Origin of the sequence: Kineococcus siccus, assembly GCF_009906795.1 — a bacterium.
Classification (GTDB): Bacteria; Actinomycetota; Actinomycetes; order Actinomycetales; family Kineococcaceae; genus Kineococcus; species Kineococcus siccus.
This window is the reverse complement of the sequence record NZ_JAAALN010000007.1, coordinates 1-14,620: the sequence shown is the minus strand read 5'-3', so window position 1 is coordinate 14,620 and position 14,620 is coordinate 1. Positions and strand designations below refer to the sequence as shown.

15 protein-coding genes and 1 pseudogene are annotated in these 14,620 nt (G+C 75.8%); 8 read left to right on the top strand and 8 right to left on the bottom strand.

All coding sequences use genetic code 11. The features are described from left to right. Positions 1-1,179: an aldose epimerase family protein gene (locus GTR02_RS02195; RefSeq protein ID WP_166605841.1), complete on the top strand. Its 1,179-nt coding sequence runs from the start codon at positions 1-3 to the stop codon at positions 1,177-1,179. 54 nt (positions 1,180-1,233) lie between these two features. On the opposite strand, the gene GTR02_RS24120 is transcribed toward GTR02_RS02195, so the two are convergent. From GTR02_RS24120 to GTR02_RS02165, 6 genes and pseudogenes are all read right to left on the bottom strand, one after another. After that, positions 1,234-2,673: an LGFP repeat-containing protein gene (locus tag GTR02_RS24120; protein WP_166605840.1), complete on the bottom strand. Its 1,440-nt coding sequence runs from the start codon at positions 2,671-2,673 to the stop codon at positions 1,234-1,236. Next, positions 2,670-3,137 (bottom strand): hypothetical protein, encoded by a 468-nt coding sequence (locus GTR02_RS02185; RefSeq protein WP_166605839.1) that lies wholly within the window; start codon positions 3,135-3,137, stop codon positions 2,670-2,672. The genes GTR02_RS24120 and GTR02_RS02185 overlap by 4 nt, the downstream gene beginning before the upstream one ends. 55 nt (positions 3,138-3,192) lie before the next feature. Further along, complete coding sequence (locus tag GTR02_RS02180) at positions 3,193-3,801, bottom strand: urease accessory protein UreH domain-containing protein (RefSeq protein ID WP_166605838.1); 609 nt, start codon at positions 3,799-3,801, stop codon at positions 3,193-3,195. A 94-nt stretch (positions 3,802-3,895) separates the two neighbouring features. Continuing rightward, on the bottom strand, positions 3,896-4,750 hold the full coding sequence (locus GTR02_RS02175) for a TlpA family protein disulfide reductase (RefSeq protein ID WP_166605837.1): 855 nt from the start codon (positions 4,748-4,750) through the stop codon (positions 3,896-3,898). Then, complete coding sequence (locus tag GTR02_RS02170) at positions 4,747-5,268, bottom strand: MauE/DoxX family redox-associated membrane protein (protein WP_166605836.1); 522 nt, start codon at positions 5,266-5,268, stop codon at positions 4,747-4,749. The genes GTR02_RS02175 and GTR02_RS02170 overlap by 4 nt, the downstream gene beginning before the upstream one ends. Positions 5,269-5,300: 32 nt before the next feature. After that, positions 5,301-5,864, bottom strand: a pseudogene (locus GTR02_RS02165) (class I SAM-dependent methyltransferase); the annotation flags it as partial. Between the two features lie 79 nt (positions 5,865-5,943). On the opposite strand from GTR02_RS02165, the gene GTR02_RS02160 reads away from it, so the two are divergent. The 3 genes from GTR02_RS02160 to GTR02_RS02150 are packed head-to-tail and all read left to right on the top strand — an operon-like array spanning position 5,944 to position 8,133. Next, the gene (locus GTR02_RS02160) at positions 5,944-6,459 is read left to right on the top strand and encodes an EXLDI protein (RefSeq protein ID WP_166605835.1); all 516 of its coding nucleotides are present in this window, start codon (positions 5,944-5,946) and stop codon (positions 6,457-6,459) included. A 49-nt stretch (positions 6,460-6,508) separates the two neighbouring features. Continuing rightward, complete coding sequence (locus GTR02_RS02155) at positions 6,509-7,279, top strand: ATP-binding cassette domain-containing protein (protein ID WP_166605834.1); 771 nt, start codon at positions 6,509-6,511, stop codon at positions 7,277-7,279. Further along, positions 7,276-8,133, top strand: a complete 858-nt coding sequence (locus GTR02_RS02150) for an ABC transporter permease (protein ID WP_166605833.1) — start codon at positions 7,276-7,278, stop codon at positions 8,131-8,133. Before GTR02_RS02155 ends, GTR02_RS02150 begins: the two co-directional genes overlap by 4 nt. A 45-nt stretch (positions 8,134-8,178) precedes the next feature. Here the strand turns inward: GTR02_RS02150 and rlmB are convergent, their stop codons facing one another. Beyond that, positions 8,179-9,165: a 23S rRNA (guanosine(2251)-2'-O)-methyltransferase RlmB gene (gene rlmB / locus GTR02_RS02145; RefSeq protein ID WP_166605832.1), complete on the bottom strand. Its 987-nt coding sequence runs from the start codon at positions 9,163-9,165 to the stop codon at positions 8,179-8,181. Further along, positions 9,165-10,583, bottom strand: coding sequence for a cysteine--tRNA ligase (cysS, locus tag GTR02_RS02140; RefSeq protein ID WP_166605831.1), 1,419 nt, complete (start codon positions 10,581-10,583; stop codon positions 9,165-9,167). The genes rlmB and cysS overlap by 1 nt, the downstream gene beginning before the upstream one ends. Positions 10,584-10,671: 88 nt before the next feature. Here cysS and GTR02_RS02135 point away from each other — a divergent pair, with 88 nt between their 5' ends. The 4 genes from GTR02_RS02135 to GTR02_RS02120 all read left to right on the top strand — a co-directional run bounded on the left by GTR02_RS02135 (position 10,672) and on the right by GTR02_RS02120 (position 14,606). Next, the gene (locus GTR02_RS02135) at positions 10,672-11,766 is read left to right on the top strand and encodes an S-(hydroxymethyl)mycothiol dehydrogenase (RefSeq protein WP_166605830.1); all 1,095 of its coding nucleotides are present in this window, start codon (positions 10,672-10,674) and stop codon (positions 11,764-11,766) included. Then, entirely contained in the window at positions 11,763-12,404 is a 642-nt protein-coding gene (locus GTR02_RS02130) for an MBL fold metallo-hydrolase (RefSeq protein WP_166605829.1), read from the top strand. Before GTR02_RS02135 ends, GTR02_RS02130 begins: the two co-directional genes overlap by 4 nt. 36 nt (positions 12,405-12,440) lie before the next feature. After that, positions 12,441-13,688 (top strand): AI-2E family transporter, encoded by a 1,248-nt coding sequence (locus tag GTR02_RS02125; RefSeq protein ID WP_166605828.1) that lies wholly within the window; start codon positions 12,441-12,443, stop codon positions 13,686-13,688. Between the two features lie 90 nt (positions 13,689-13,778). Continuing rightward, on the top strand, positions 13,779-14,606 hold the full coding sequence (locus GTR02_RS02120; RefSeq protein WP_166605827.1) for an amidohydrolase family protein: 828 nt from the start codon (positions 13,779-13,781) through the stop codon (positions 14,604-14,606). Positions 14,607-14,620 lie beyond the last annotated feature (14 nt).

The following is a 14,620-nucleotide window of genomic DNA, read 5'->3' as shown; positions in this document are numbered from 1 at the left end:
ATGCCCCCCCGTCCCAGCACCGGGCGCACGCGCGCCCTCGCCGCCGTCCTCGGCCTCGGCCTCGTGGCCGCCACAGGCGTCACCGCGGCCACGGCCGCGGCCGCCAAGTCCCGCCCGAGCATCTCCGCCGAGGCCTGGGGCACGACGCCCGGAGGCGAGGCCGTGGAGCGCTACACGCTCGTCAACGGTGACATGACGGTCCGCGTCATCACCTACGGCGGCATCGTCCAGAGCCTCGAGGTGCCGGACTCCGACGGCGACCGCGACAACGTCGTCCTGGGTTTCGACGACCTCGAGGGCTACGTCGCCGGCAACAACCCGGGTCCCTACTTCGGTGCCCTGATCGGCCGCTACGGCAACCGGATCGCGGGCGGGAAGTTCACCCTCGACGGCGTCGAGCACCAGCTCCCGCTGAACAACGGGCCCAACAGCCTGCACGGCGGGACGGACTCCTTCGACAAGCGGGTGTGGGAGGCGACCCCCGTGAGCGGATCGCGCGAGGTGTCGCTGCGGCTGCGGCTCGTCAGCCCCGACGGCGACCAGGGCTACCCCGGCGAGCTCACCACCGAGGTGACCTACACGCTCGACCGCCACCAGCAGCTGACGGTCCACTACGAGGCCACGACGGACGCGCCCACGGTCGTCAACCTCACCCAGCACACGTACTGGAACCTGTCCGGTGAGGGCTCGGGGTCGATCGAGGACCACGAGCTGGAGATCCCCGCGTCGCGGTACACCCCCGTCGACGCGACGCTGATCCCGACCGGGGAGCTGGCGCCGGTGGCGGGGACCCCCATGGACTTCCGGCGGGCGACCCCCGTCGGTGAGCGGATCCGGGAACCGTTCCAGCAGATCCTCTTCGGGCAGGGCTACGACCACAACTGGGTCCTCGACCGCGACACGGAGGACGAGCTCGAGGAGGCCGCCACCGTCCACGACCCGGACAGCGGGCGCACGCTGGAGATCCTCACGACGGAACCGGGTCTGCAGTTCTACTCGGGCAACTTCCTCGACGGCACCCTCGTGGGCACGGGCGGGGGGGTGTACCGCCAGGGCGACGGCCTCGCCCTGGAGACCCAGCACTTCCCGGACTCCCCGAACCAGCCGGGGTTCCCGTCCACGGTGCTGCGGCCCGGCGAGACGTACGAGACGACCACGGTGTTCGCCCTGTCGGACTGAGCCGCCGCCGCACCGCCCTCGTCCCGGCCCGGGACCGCCGCCCCCGCGGTGGTCTCAGGCCGGGACGAGCACGACCGCCCCGGTGCTCACGGTGAGCCGCGCGGACCCGCGCTGGAACTCCTGCCGGACCTCGTCGGGGCCCGCGGGCCGGGCGGGCGCCACGGGGTAGCCGAGCGGGCCCGTCTCCCAGCCCGCCGCCGCCCACGCCTCGCGCACGGGCGAGAGGACCGGCGTGGCGGCCGTGGTGGCCGAGGCGTAGACGGATCCGCGCTCGAAGTGGGTGAACCGGCCCCGCCCGTCCGGGGTGCGGACCTCGCCCGTGACCGGGTACCCGAGCGGACCGGTCTCCCAGCCCGAGGCGGCCCACACCTCGCGGACGTCGCCCAGCACCGCCTGCGCGCCCGTGGCCGCGGTCCAGTACACCGACGCGGACCCGTCACCGGAGGGGTCGCCGCCCTCGAAGTGGTTGTAGCGGCCGCGCCCGTCGGGCGTCGTGCTCTCGTCGGTGACGGGGTAGCCCAGCGGGCCGCGCTCCCAGCCCAGCGCCCGCCACCGCTCGCGGATCGCGCCGTGCACCTCGTGCGCCCCCGTCGCGGCGGTCCAGTAGACGGACCCCCGCTCGAAGTGGTTGAACCGCCCGCGCCCGTCGGGGGTGGGCGTCTCGTCGGTGAGGGGGTAGCCCAGCGGCCCGGCCTCCCAGCCGCTGCGCGCGAACGCCTCGCGGATCGCGCCGTGGACCTCGTGCGCGCCCGTGCGGTTGGAGACGTAGACCGACCCGGCGTCGAAGTGCTGGTAGGCGCCGTCACCCGCGGGCGTGGCGAGCTCCGGCGTGCGCGCCTCGCCCAGCACCCCGCCCTGCCCGCCGAGCGCGGTGTAGCGGCTGCCGATGGCCGTGCAGTCCTGCAGGGACGGCGCCCCGTGCGACCCCGTGCGCTGGTCGGTCGCGCTCGTCGTCGAGCAGTCCCAGGCCGGGATCCGCCACGGCGGCGTGCACGTGACGACGCGGCACCACACGGGCCCCGTGCACCGGACGTCCTGGCGGCACTGGCCGTAGCGGAACTCGTTGCAGCACACCTTGCGCTGGTCGCACTGCCCCGCGGGTCCGCACCCGCACGAGCAGGCGCGGCAGCCCTCGCCGCAGAAGGTGCTGCGTCCGCTGCAGCCGCACGAGCAGTAGCTGTGGCAGTCGACGTAGTAGCGCGCGCCGCCGCAGCAGAACCCGGACCCCTCCGACTTCCACCAGCCGCCGACGAGACTGCCGGGCGGGCAGCGGTTCACGCCGCCGCTGATGGTGGCGCAGAACACCGTGTACCCCGACGAGCAGGTCGAGTCGATGCCGCACACCGCGGCGTAGGCCGTGCCCGGGCGGGTCAGGAAGCTCACGGGCCCGACGGTCAGCGCCGAACCCACGACGGCCGTGCGCGCGAGGAACCCCCGGCGGCCCGTGCGGGTGGCGAGCAGGCCGGCGAGGCGGTCGACCAGCGGTGTGCTCACGAGGCGTCTCCCGGAGTGAGGTCGAGCGTCGACAGGACGCCCGTCAGTCGGTTCACGAGCTCCACGCGCCGGGCGTGGCTGCCGAGGACGACGTAGAGGCTGAAGGCCCGTCCGGCCTCGGTGAAGAACCACTGGCCGCCGGACTGGCCCGCGATGGTGCGCTGCAGACGGTTCGGCGAGAAGTCCGCCGCCACGGGACGGGGACGGCCGCGGTCGGAGAACAGCGCGGTGCCCACGGCGTCGGGCCCCTGCTCGAACAGCGACACGAACAGGTCCGTCGCCGAGAGCAGCCCGGTGACGCCGCCGCCGAAGTCGCCGCGCACCACGGGCAGCGCGACGGTCGCGGCGTGCAGCACGGGCCGGGTGCGCGAGTCCCCCTCCTGGCCCGCGGCCGTCCGCCGAGAGATGCGGACCTCCCAGCCGGGTGGGGCGTCGAGCCCCATCCCGTGTGCGCTCAGCAGCACGAGCAGCCTCCTGTCGTCGTGGTCGCGTCGGTGGTCGTCGCCGTCTCCTCGTTCCTCACGCGGGCGCCCCGAGGACGAGCTGCGCGGCGCACGCGAGCACCAGGAGCGCGGCGGTGGTGGCGGCCGCGGTCCGTCCGGCCGGCGCCAGGCGCTCCAGCCGCCGGTGCGCCGCGCCGAGGCGGGCGGCCGTGGTGACGGTGCGGGTGGCCAGCACGGGCGCGGCCCGCGCGAGGCCGAACGCGAACCCGACGGCGGCGCCGGCCGCGGGGCCGCCCGTCAGCAGCGCCAGCGCCAGGGCGGCGTAGAGCAGCGGCGACGTGACGATCGTGACGACACCGACCCCCAGCTGGGCCCCGTAGCCGAGGCCGTAGACCCAGCCGCGGTAGCGGTGCAGCCAGTCCTCGTCGACCTGGCGGTGCCAGGTGGGCAGCGCGGGGAGGCGGCCGGTCTCGACGGCCACGGCCGCGGCGCAGAAGCCCGCGAGGAGCACCAGGGCGACGGCCGCGGGGACGTCGCGCTCGAGGGGCAGCAGCGCGCCGGCGAGGCCGAGGGCTGCACCGAGCGCGGCGCCGGCGGCGGCCGACCCGAGGAGGTGGAAGGCGACCGTGACGGGCCACCGGCTGGCGCGGCCCCGCTCACCGAGCGGGGTGATGCTCGAGAGCATCGACTCGCCTCAAGGCGACCACATCGAACGCAGCGCCGCGACGACGGCGGTGGGCACGCCCGCGAGGAGCGCCCACGCCGCGAGGCTCACGCGCTCAGTCCCGGCCCGGCGCGCCCGCACCGGCGTGGCCGCCGGGCTGGGAGGCCTCGTCTGCGCGGTCGAGGTCGACGACCTCGTCGGCGGTCAGCTGCAGGCTCGGGTGGCCCGGGGCGATGCCGGCCGCCAGCAGCTCGCGGTCGGCGCGCGCCTCGCGGTGCGGTCCGTCGCCCGCGTCCCGGCGGTGGGAGTGGTCGTGGTGCGCACCGGCGCTGCGCGCGAGCGCCAGGTCGCCGGCCGCCTCCCCCACGAGGCGCTGCACCTGGTCCCAGCCCGTCGCGCTGCCCTCGCCCGCGACGCGGCCCGTCGCGGCGTCGACGAGGACGAAGTACGGCGAGCCCGGCACCTCGTAGGCCTCCCAGGTCGCGGTCGACATGACCACGAGCAGGTCGGGCCCCGCGAGCCGCTGCACCGCGCCGGCGCTCTCCCGCTCGGGCCCCTGCGTCACGACGACGAGGCGGGTGGCCGGCGGCAACCCCGGGGCGGAGGCGGCGAAGCGCTCCCAGAACCCGTGGCAGGTCAGGCAGCCGCTGGACAGGAACGCGACGAGGGTCGCGCCGCCGCCGGCGGTCACGCTGACCTGCACGGTGTCGCCCGCGGGCGTGGCGCCCACGACGTCCGGGGCGGCGCTGCCCGTCACCCCGGCCCCGCCGCCGGCCGCGGACAGCACCCCGCGGCCGACCTCGAACGGCAGGTCCACGGGCCCCCCGGCGCTGCCGGGCGCGGTGTCCTCGCGCCCCGCGCCCAGCTCGTGCAGCGCGCGCAGGATCTCGGCGTGGCTGCGCAGCAGGCCCGCGACGACCACGCCCAGCAGGGCGACGGCCACGGTCAGGCCCACGACGAGCGCGGTCACGCGGCCGCCCCCCGCAGGGCCACGAGCTCCGGCAGCCGCGTCATCAGCAGCAGCGCGAGCCAGGCCACGAGGACGGCGGAGCCGGTGACGGCGAGCGCCGTGGCCGGGCCGGCGTCCAGCAGGGCCGGGACGCCCGCGGGGCGCCCGAGCGCGACGAGGGTCGCGGCGGCCGCGGCGAGCGCCGTCACGACGACGTGGCCCGGGGTCGGCGGGACGTCGGGGCCCGCGAAGCAGCCGCAGGAGCTGAGCGGGCGCTTGCGCACGAGCGCCAGCACGACGAACCCGCTGAACCCGAGGTAGGCCAGCGCGACACCGGCCGCAGCGCCGGGCACCTGCGCAAAGGCGGCGACCGCGAGCAGGACCTCGACCGCCCCGAGCGAGCGCACGAGCCAGGCTGCCGACGGCAGGCCCTGCGTGCGCAGGGCCTGCCGGGTCCCCAGCGGCCGGCGGAGCTTGGCGACCCCGGCCAGGAGCAGCAGCAGGGAACCCGCCAGGTAGGGCACCACCGTGGTGTTCACGTGACCACGTTGTGTGCCCGGACGGTCTCAGGTCAAGAGGTGGCGGGCGCCCCGCGGCGGCGGGCCGTCAGGAGCAGGTACTCCCGCTCCATCGCCCCGTCCTCCCCGGTGCACCGGGCGGCGAGGTCGTCGAGGGCGGCGCCCAGGGCCGCGACGCGACCGGGGTGCTCGACGTGCAGCGTGCGACGCTCGGCCGTCAGCACCTCCGCCCCGTCCCCGGGCAGCCCGCGCACGTGGGCCTCCTCGCCCCACCGCGGCGGCGGCTGCGCCCCGGCGGGCGGCGGCGGCGCGTAGGGCCCCATCGTCGCGAAGAGCTGCCCGACGAGACCCGCCGGCGTCCAGCTCAGCAGGGCGAGGGTCCCGCCGGGCCGGCAGACGCGCAGGAGTTCCGCGGCGGCCGCCGCGTGGTGCGGGGCGAACACCACCCCGACGCAGGAGATCACCGCGTCGGGCTCGCCGTCGCCGAACGGCAGGTCCTCGGCGTCCGCCTCGACCCAGGTGACGTCCACCCCGGCGTCGGCGTCGCGGCGGCGCCCGTCGGCGAACAGCTCCGGGGCGAGGTCGCAGGCGACGACGTCGGCCCCGGTCACGCAGGCTGATCCGGCATCCCGCTGGGCAGAACCCTTGATGTACGTAGACGTATGCGTATACTGGTTCCATCGCTACGATGAGAGCGTGCCGAACAAGACGATCTACGTCTCCGACAGCGACCTCCCCGTGTTCCAGCGCGCGCAGGACCTCACGGGAGGGAACCTGTCGGCCGCCATCTCCAAGGCCGTCCACCGGCTCGTCGAGGTCGAGGAGGGCCGCGCCGATGGCTACGAGGAGATCACCGTCCGCGTGGGTGCGGGCGCCAGGAAGCAGCGGTTCCAGGGCGTGCTGCTGATCGACTGGCACCGCGTCGCCGGCGGGGACGAGGAGCACTACCGCGTCTACCGCACCCGCAGCGGCCGCTTCGCCGTGCACGTCGCGCGGCCCGGGGGTTTCGTGCACACCGCCGGCAGGGACGGCCGGCTCACGGGCTGGCGCAAGTACGTCAGCGCCGACCAGCAGTGGGGCGAGACGCCCGCGACGAACGTCCTCCTGGTCTTCGACGGCCTGGCGGACCTGCGTGCCGCCGTCCCGGCCGAACTCGCTGCGCTGGTGGAGGTCCACGCCGGCGAACCCGAGGTCGAGGACCTCGACATCTGACCCTCCCGGCGCCGCCGGGAGGAACCCGGCCCAGCCACGAGGAGCAGTCGTGCCCACCTCAGCGACCCCGGCGATCGAGATCGCCGGACTCACCAAGCGCTACGGCGCCCAGACCGTGCTCGACGGGGTGGACCTCACGGTCCCCGCCGGGACGGTCACCGCGCTGCTCGGCCCCAACGGGGCGGGCAAGACCACCGTCGTCTCGATCCTCTCGACGCTGCTGCCCGCCGACGCCGGCACCGCCCGCGTCCTGGGCCACGACGTCGCCCGCGCCCCGCAGGCCGTCCGCCACCTCATCGGCGTGACGGGCCAGCTCTCCGCCGTCGACCCGCTGCTCACCGTCGCCGAGAACCTGCGCCTGGTGGCCGACCTGTTCCACCTGCCCCGCAGCGAGGGTCGCGCCCGCACCGCGGAGCTGGTCGAGCGGTTCGGCCTCGGCGACGCCGCCCGCAAGCAGGGCCAGCAGCTGTCCGGGGGCATGCGGCGCAAGCTCGACCTGGCCATGACGCTCGTCCCCGGCCCGCAGGTCGTGTTCCTCGACGAACCCACGACCGGCCTCGACCCCCGCGCCCGCCGCGACCTGTGGGAGCAGGTGCGCGGCCTGGTCGCCGGCGGCACCAGCGTGCTGCTCACCACGCAGTACCTCGACGAGGCCGACCAGCTGGCCGACGCCGTCGCCGTCCTGCACGGCGGCCGCCTCGTCGCGCACGACACCCCGGCCGGCCTCAAGGCCGCCCACGACGCCGGCTCCCTCGACGACGTCTTCCTCGCCCTCACCGCACCCACGCAGGACCGGACCCAGGAGGAGGTGGCCCGATGAGCACCGTCGCCGCCGCACCGCACCCCGCCGCCCCGCACCGCACCGCGCGCGCCGGCCTGCCGCGCGCCGCGCGCGACCTCGCCACCATGACGCGGCGCAGCCTGCTGCGGATGGTCCGCTACCCGTCGCTGACCGTCCTGATCGTGCTCATGCCCGTCGTGCTGCTGCTGCTCTTCGTCTACGTGTTCGGCGGGGCCTTCGGCGCGGGCGTCGCCGCGGGCACCGCCCCCGGGGCCGCGGGGCGCGCCGCCTACCTCGACTACATCGCGCCCGCCGTCCTCGTCATGACCGCGTCGAGCATCGCGCAGGCCACCGCGATCGGCGTGGCCATGGACATGACGGGCGGGATCGTCACGCGGCTGCGCACCACGCCCGTCGCCCCCGTCGCGGTGCTCGGCGGTTCCGTCGTCGGGGCCGTCCTGCAGACGCTCGTGGCCGCCGCGGCCGTGCTCGGCGTCGCCGTCCTGCTGGGGTTCCGGCCCGGCGCGGGCGGAGCCGGCTGGCTCGGCCTCGCCGGCTTCTTCACCCTGTTCGCGGTCGTGCTGACCTGGCTGGCCGTGGCGATGGGCGTGGCGGCCCGGTCGGTGGAGTCGGCCTCGAACACCCCGATGGTCCTGCTGCTGCTGCCGTTCCTGGGCAGCGGGTTCGTGCCCGTCGACACCATGCCCACCGCGGTCCGGCTCTTCGCCGAGCACCAGCCGTTCACGCCGGTGATCGAGACCGTGCGGGGCCTGCTGGGGGGCACCCCGCTCGACGCGACCACGACGTGGACGGCCGTCGGCTGGTGCGTCGCCCTGACCGTCCTCGGCTGGGCGTGGACGCGCCGCTCCTACCGTCGGCCCCGCCCCTCGTGACGAACGCGTCCGCCCCCGGGAGCACGTCCCGGGGGCGACCCCGCGTCAGCGGTGCCGGGCGACCTCGTACAGCGCGATCCCCGCCGCGACGCCCGCGTTGAGCGACTCGAAGCGACCGGCCATCGGGATGCTGACGACCTGGTCGCACGTCTCGCGCACGAGCCGCGACAGGCCCGCACCCTCGGCGCCGACCACGACGACGATCGGGCCGTCGGCCAGGCGCAGGTCCGGCAGCTCGACGTCACCGCCCGCGTCGAGGCCCACGACGAACAGCCCGGCCTGCTGGTACTCCTGCAGCGCCCGCGTGAGGTTGGTGGCGCGGGCGACGGGGATCCGCGCGGCCGCCCCGGCCGACGTCTTCCACGCCGAGGCGGTCATGCCGGCCGCGCGCCGCTCGGGCACGACGACGCCGTGACCGCCGAACGCCGCGACCGAGCGCACCACGGCGCCGAGGTTGCGGGGGTCGGTGACGCCGTCGAGCGCCACGAGCAGCGGCGGGTGGCCGACGGCGGCGGCGCGGTCCAGCAGGTCCTCGGGGTGCAGGTACTCGTACGGCGGCACGGTGGCCGCGACGCCCTGGTGCACGGCGCCCTCGGTGAACCGGTCGAGGTCGGCGCGCGAGGCCTCCAGCAGCGGGATGCTGCGGTCGCCCGCGGCCTTGAGGATCTCCTTGACGCGGTCGTCGGACTCGATGCGGCTGGCCACGTAGATGCCCGTGATGGGCAGGTCGGAGCGCAGCGCCTCGACGATGGAGTTCCGGCCCGCGATCCACTCCGTCTCGGCCTGCTTCTTGCCGCCCGTGCGGCCGCGCGGCTGCCGGTTCGGCCCGCCCCCGGCCGGGGCGCGGTTCGACGTGGCCGCGCGGTGCGCGGCCTTCGCCGCCTGCTTGGCCGCGGGGTGGTACGGCCGCTCGGTGGCCTTGGGGGTCGGCCCCTTGCCCTCGAGCGACCGGCGGTTCTTGCCGCCGGTCCCGACGGAGGGGCCCTTCTTGGACCCTCGCACCGCGCCGCGACGCTGACTGTTGCCTGCCACTACTGCTCGCCCTCCAGCGACCACCGGGCTCCGGTGGGCGTGTCCTCGATCACGATGCCCGCGTCCTCCAAGCTGTCGCGCACCGCGTCCGCGGTGGCGAAGTCCCGTGCGGCGCGGGCGGTCGCACGGTCCTCCAGACGCGCGCGCACGAGCACGTCGAGTGCCGCGCGCGCGTGGTCGGAGCCGCCGGCCGAGGCCCACGGCTCGCTGGCCGGGTCCAGGCCCAGCACGCTCAGCCCGGCGCGCACCTGCCCGGCGGCGGTGGCCAGGGCCCCGGCGTCCCCGGCCGCGAGCGCCTGGTTGCCGGCCCGGGCGGCCTCGTGCAGGGTCGCGAGCGCCGCCGGCGTCGCGAGGTCGTCGTCCATCGCCGCCGCGAACTCCGGCGCCACGTCGACGGCGGGGACGTCCCCGCCGAGGCGCTCCGCCGCCCGCCGCAGGAACCCCTCGAGCCGCGCGTAGGCGGCCTCGGCCTCCACGAGCGAGGTCTCGGAGTACTCCAGGTGCGAGCGGTAGTGCCCCGCGACGAGGTAGTAGCGCAGGACGACGGCGCGGTGCCCCTGCCCGAGCAGGTGCGGCACCCCCAGGACGTTGCCGAGCGACTTGCTCATCTTCTCGCCGGCCATCGTCACGAAGTGGTTGTGCATCCAGTACCGCGCGAAGCGGTCGCCCGCGGCGCGCGACTGCGCCTGCTCGTTCTCGTGGTGCGGGAACCGCAGGTCCAGCCCGCCGCCGTGGACGTCGAACTCCGCGCCCAGGTAGCGCCCCGCCATCGCGGAGCACTCCAGGTGCCAGCCCGGGCGGCCGCGGCCCCACGGCGTCGCCCACGACGCCGTCGCGGGCTCCCCCGGCTTCGCGCCCTTCCACAGGGCGAAGTCGCGCGGGTCGCGCTTGCCGCGGGGGTCGGCGTCGGACGCGGGCTCCATGTCGGCGAGGCGCTGGCGGGTCAGCTCGCCGTAGGCGGGCCAGGAGCGCACGTCGAAGTAGACGTCGCCCGAGGCGTCGGCGGCCGCGTACGCGTGCCCGGTCGCGATCAGCCGCTCGATCAGCTCGACCATCTCGGGGACGTGGCCCGTGGCCCGCGGCTCGATCGTCGCGGGCAGCACGCCGAGCGCGTCGTAGGCCGCGGAGAACTCGCGCTCGTGGCGGTGGGCGAGCGCCCACCACTCCTCGCCCGCCTCGGCGGCCTTCGCGAGGATCTTGTCGTCGATGTCGGTGACGTTGCGCACCGACGTCACCGCGTAGCCGCGCACGGTCAGCCAGCGCCGGAGCACGTCGAAGGCCACCTGCGACCGGACGTGGCCGAGGTGGGGCGACCCCTGGGGGGTCGCGCCGCAGACGTACATGCCGACGCGGCCCTCGACGAGGGGCACGAAGTCGCGCACGGTGCCGGCGGCGCTGTCGTACAGGCGCAGGCTCACGGCCTCAAGGCTACCGGCGGATCGGGCGCCCCCTCGTCGCGCCGGCCGCCGGCCCCCGCGCGTCCGAGGAGGCCACTAGGGTCCGGCCATGGCCTGGACCGTTCCCGGAGTGATCTCGCGCACCAAGGGCGCCCCCGTCGAGACCGTGGACGTCGTCGTCCCGGAACCCCTCGCCGGTGAGGTCGTCGTCGACGTCGCCGCGTGCGGCGTCTGCCACACCGACCTGCACTACCGCGAGGGCGGGATCAACGACGAGTACCCGTTCCTGCTCGGCCACGAGGCCGCCGGCACGGTCGCCGCGACCGGCGAGGGCGTCACGAACGTCGCGGTCGGCGACACCGTCGTCCTGAACTGGCGGGCCGTGTGCGGGCAGTGCCGGGCCTGCAAGCGCGGGCGCCCGCAGTACTGCTTCGCCACCCACAACGCCTCGCAGCCCATGACGCTGACCGACGGGACCCCGCTGTCGGCGGCCCTCGGCATCGGCGCCTTCACCCCCAAGACCCTCGTGGCCGCCGGGCAGGCCACGAAGGTCGACGCCGGCATCGACCCCGCCGTCGCGGGCCTGCTGGGCTGCGGCGTCATGGCCGGCCTCGGCGCGGCCGTCAACACGGCCCCCGTGCAGCGCGGGGACACGGTCGCCGTCATCGGCTGCGGCGGCGTGGGCTGCGCAGCGGTCGCCGGGGCGGTCCTCGCCGGGGCGCGACGGGTCATCGCCGTCGACCTCGACGACCGCAAGCTCGCGTGGGCGAAGCAGCTGGGCGCCACCCACACCGTGAACTCCCGCGGGCTCGACGAGGCGGGCGTCGTCTCGGCCGTGCAGGGGCTCACCGACTCCTTCGGCGCCGACGTCGTGATCGACGCGGTCGGGCGCCCCGAGACGTGGCGGCAGGCGTTCTACGCGCGCGACCTCGCGGGCACCGTCGTCCTGGTCGGCGTCCCGACGCCCGAGATGACGCTGGAGCTGCCGCTGCTGGACGTGTTCGGCCGCGGCGGGGCCCTGAAGTCGTCCTGGTACGGCGACTGCCTGCCCGAGCGCGACTTCCCGCAGCTGCTCGAGCTGCACGCGGCCGGGCGGCTGCCGCTGGACGCCTTCGTCTCCGAGCGCATCGGGCTGGGCGACGTGGAGGAGGCGTTCGCCACCATGAAGGCCGGTTCCGTCCTGCGCTCGGTGGTGGTCCTGTGAGCGCCCGCGTCGAGCACCTCGTCACGTCCGGCACCTTCAGCCTCGACGGGCAGACCTTCGACGTCGACAACAACGTGTGGATCGTGGGCGACGACCGCGAGTGCGTCGTCCTCGACGCGCCCCACGACGTCGACGCGATCGCGGCCGCGGTCGGCGACCGGACCCTGCTGGCCGTCGTGGCCACCCACGCCCACGACGACCACGTCCGGCAGGCACCCGCGCTGGCGCAGCGGTTCTCCACGCCGGAGCGGACCGTGCCGGTGCTGCTGCACCCCGCCGACCGCGAGGTCTGGGAGCTGACCAACCCGGGCGTCGCGACGACGGACCTGACGCACGGCGAGGTCGTGACGGTCGCGGGCACCGAGCTGCACGTGCTGCACACCCCCGGCCACACGCCCGGGTCGGTCTGCCTGTACGCGCCGACGCTGGCCACCGTCTTCACCGGCGACACCCTCTTCGCCGGCGGGCCGGGCGCGACCGGGCGGTCCTTCTCCGACTTCGGCACCATCGTCGCCTCCCTCCGCGACGTGCTGCTGGAGCTGCCTCCCGAGACGCGGGTGCACACGGGCCACGGCGGCGACACCACGGTCGGCGACGAGGCCCCGCACCTGCAGGAGTGGGTCGACCGGGGCCACTGAGCCCCCCGGGGGGCGCGGGGCTGGGACGATCACGGGGTGAGCGACACCACCCCTCCCGCGCCCCGCGACGCCGTCCCGTCCCCGCCGACCGCCCCGTCGCACCGGGCGGCGACGGGGGGCCGCAGCCGCCGTCCGGGCGGGGCCCTCGAGCGCGGCGTCACCGAGGCGTCGCGGTGGACGCTGCGGCTGCTCGTCCTGGGCCTGGGCGTGTCCGGGCTGCTGTGGCTGCTGGGCAAGGGCTGGTCGCTGCTGCTGCCCCTGCTGCTGGCGGTCCTGCTGAGCGCGGTGCTGTGGCCGCTGACCCACGTCCTGCGGGCCGTCCTGCCCCGCGCGCTGGCCGCCCTCGTGACGCTCCTGCTGCTCGTCGTCGCCGTCGTCGGGGTCTTCGCGGCGCTCGTGCCGAACGTCGCGGGGCAGGTGCAGGAGATCACCGACTCGGCGACCGCGGGCCTGACGGAGGTGCAGACCTACGTCACCGGACCGCCGCTGAACCTCGGCGACACCCAGATCGACACCGTCGTCGACCAGGTGACGACCGAGCTGCAGGCCAACGCGCAGGGCATCGCGGGCGGGATCGTCAGCGGTGTCGGCAGCGTCGGGTCCGGCGTCGTCACCGCCCTGCTCGTCCTCGTGCTGACCTTCTTCTGCCTCTCCGACGGCGACCGGCTGCTGCCGTGGTCGCGGCGCTGGCTCGACGAGCGCTCGCACCGCCACGTGAGCGAGCTCAGCACGCGCGTGTGGGCCGCGCTGCGCGGCTTCATCCTGTCCCAGGCCGCGGTCGCCCTCGTCGACGCGGTGTTCATCGGCATCGGCCTGCGCATCGTCGGCGTCCCGCTGGCCCTGCCGCTCGCCGTCGTGGTGTTCTTCGCCGCGTTCATCCCCATCGTGGGCGCCGTCGCGAGCGGCGCCCTGGCCGTCCTCGTGGCGCTGGTCGCCCTGGGCTGGGTGCAGGCGCTCGTCGTGCTGGGCATCGTCCTGATCGTGCAGCAGCTGGAGGGCAACGTCCTGCAGCCCCTGCTGGTGGGGCGGTCGCTGGCCCTGCACCCCGTCGTCGTCATCGGCTCGGTGACGGTGGGGGGCACGCTGTTCGGCATCACCGGGGCGTTCCTCGCGGTGCCGCTGGCCGCCATCGTCGCGGTCGTGCTGCGCTACGTCCGGATGGTGCTGGTGCCCGGGGCGGCGGAGCTGCCCGAGGTCGAGGAGCGTCCGGCGGGCCGCCGCCGCCGCGTCCCCTCGCCCGACGCCTCGCCGGACACCGCACCCCACCCGCTCCCCCCGGCCTGAGGCCTCGTCCGGCCCCGTCCGGAGCCGCCGGAAACACACCCGTGTTCCGGAGTTGACCGGTGCGAAACACCGCGGGCGTGTACTCCTCGCATGCTCGCCGCGCGCGTGTTCGACGCGCACCGCCACCTCGGGACCCTCCCGGCGCACCCGTTCTACGGGGGCCCGGCCGTGTCGCCCGCCACGACGGCCCGCGCGAGCGTCGACGAGCTGCTGGCCGACCTGGACCGGGAGGGCACCGAGCGGGCGCTCGTCCTGCCCAACTACGGGGTCCCCGTCGCGGCGGCCTCGTTCGCCCTCAACCACCTCGTCCTGGACGCGGCCGACCGCGACGACCGGATCCGCTGCGGGCTGTGGACGTCCCCGCGCGCCGAGGACGCCGAGCTGACGGGCGAGGCCCTCGCCCTCGCCGGCGAGCGCGGTGTCGTGGCGCTGAAGACGAGCTTCCTGCTGGGCGGCGGCGTGGACGACCCGACGTCGCAGCCGCAGATCGAGGCGATCTTCGCCGCGGCGGCCGCGCACGACCTCGTCGTGCACGTGCACACCTCCCCGGGCGCGGCCTCGGACATCGACGCCGTCGGCACGCTCGTCGACCGCTACGGCGACGACGTCCGCATCCACCTCGTCCACCTCGGCGGCGGGATGAGCGCCCACATCAAGCTGATCGGCGGCCGGTTCTTCGACTGGGTCGAGGCCGGCAAGAAGGTCTACACCGACACCAGCTGGGCCCTCGGCTTCGCCCCGCGCTGGCTGGTGGCCGAGATCCAGCGCCGCGGCACCGGCGCCGACCGCGTCCTGTTCGCCAGCGACGAGCCGTGGGGCGACCACGTGGGCGAGCTGGCCCGGCTGCGCGCCGCGGCCGGCGACGGCGAGCTGGCGCGGATGTTCCTGCGCGAGAACTACGCCGCCCTCTACGGCTGAGCGCGGTCAGCGAC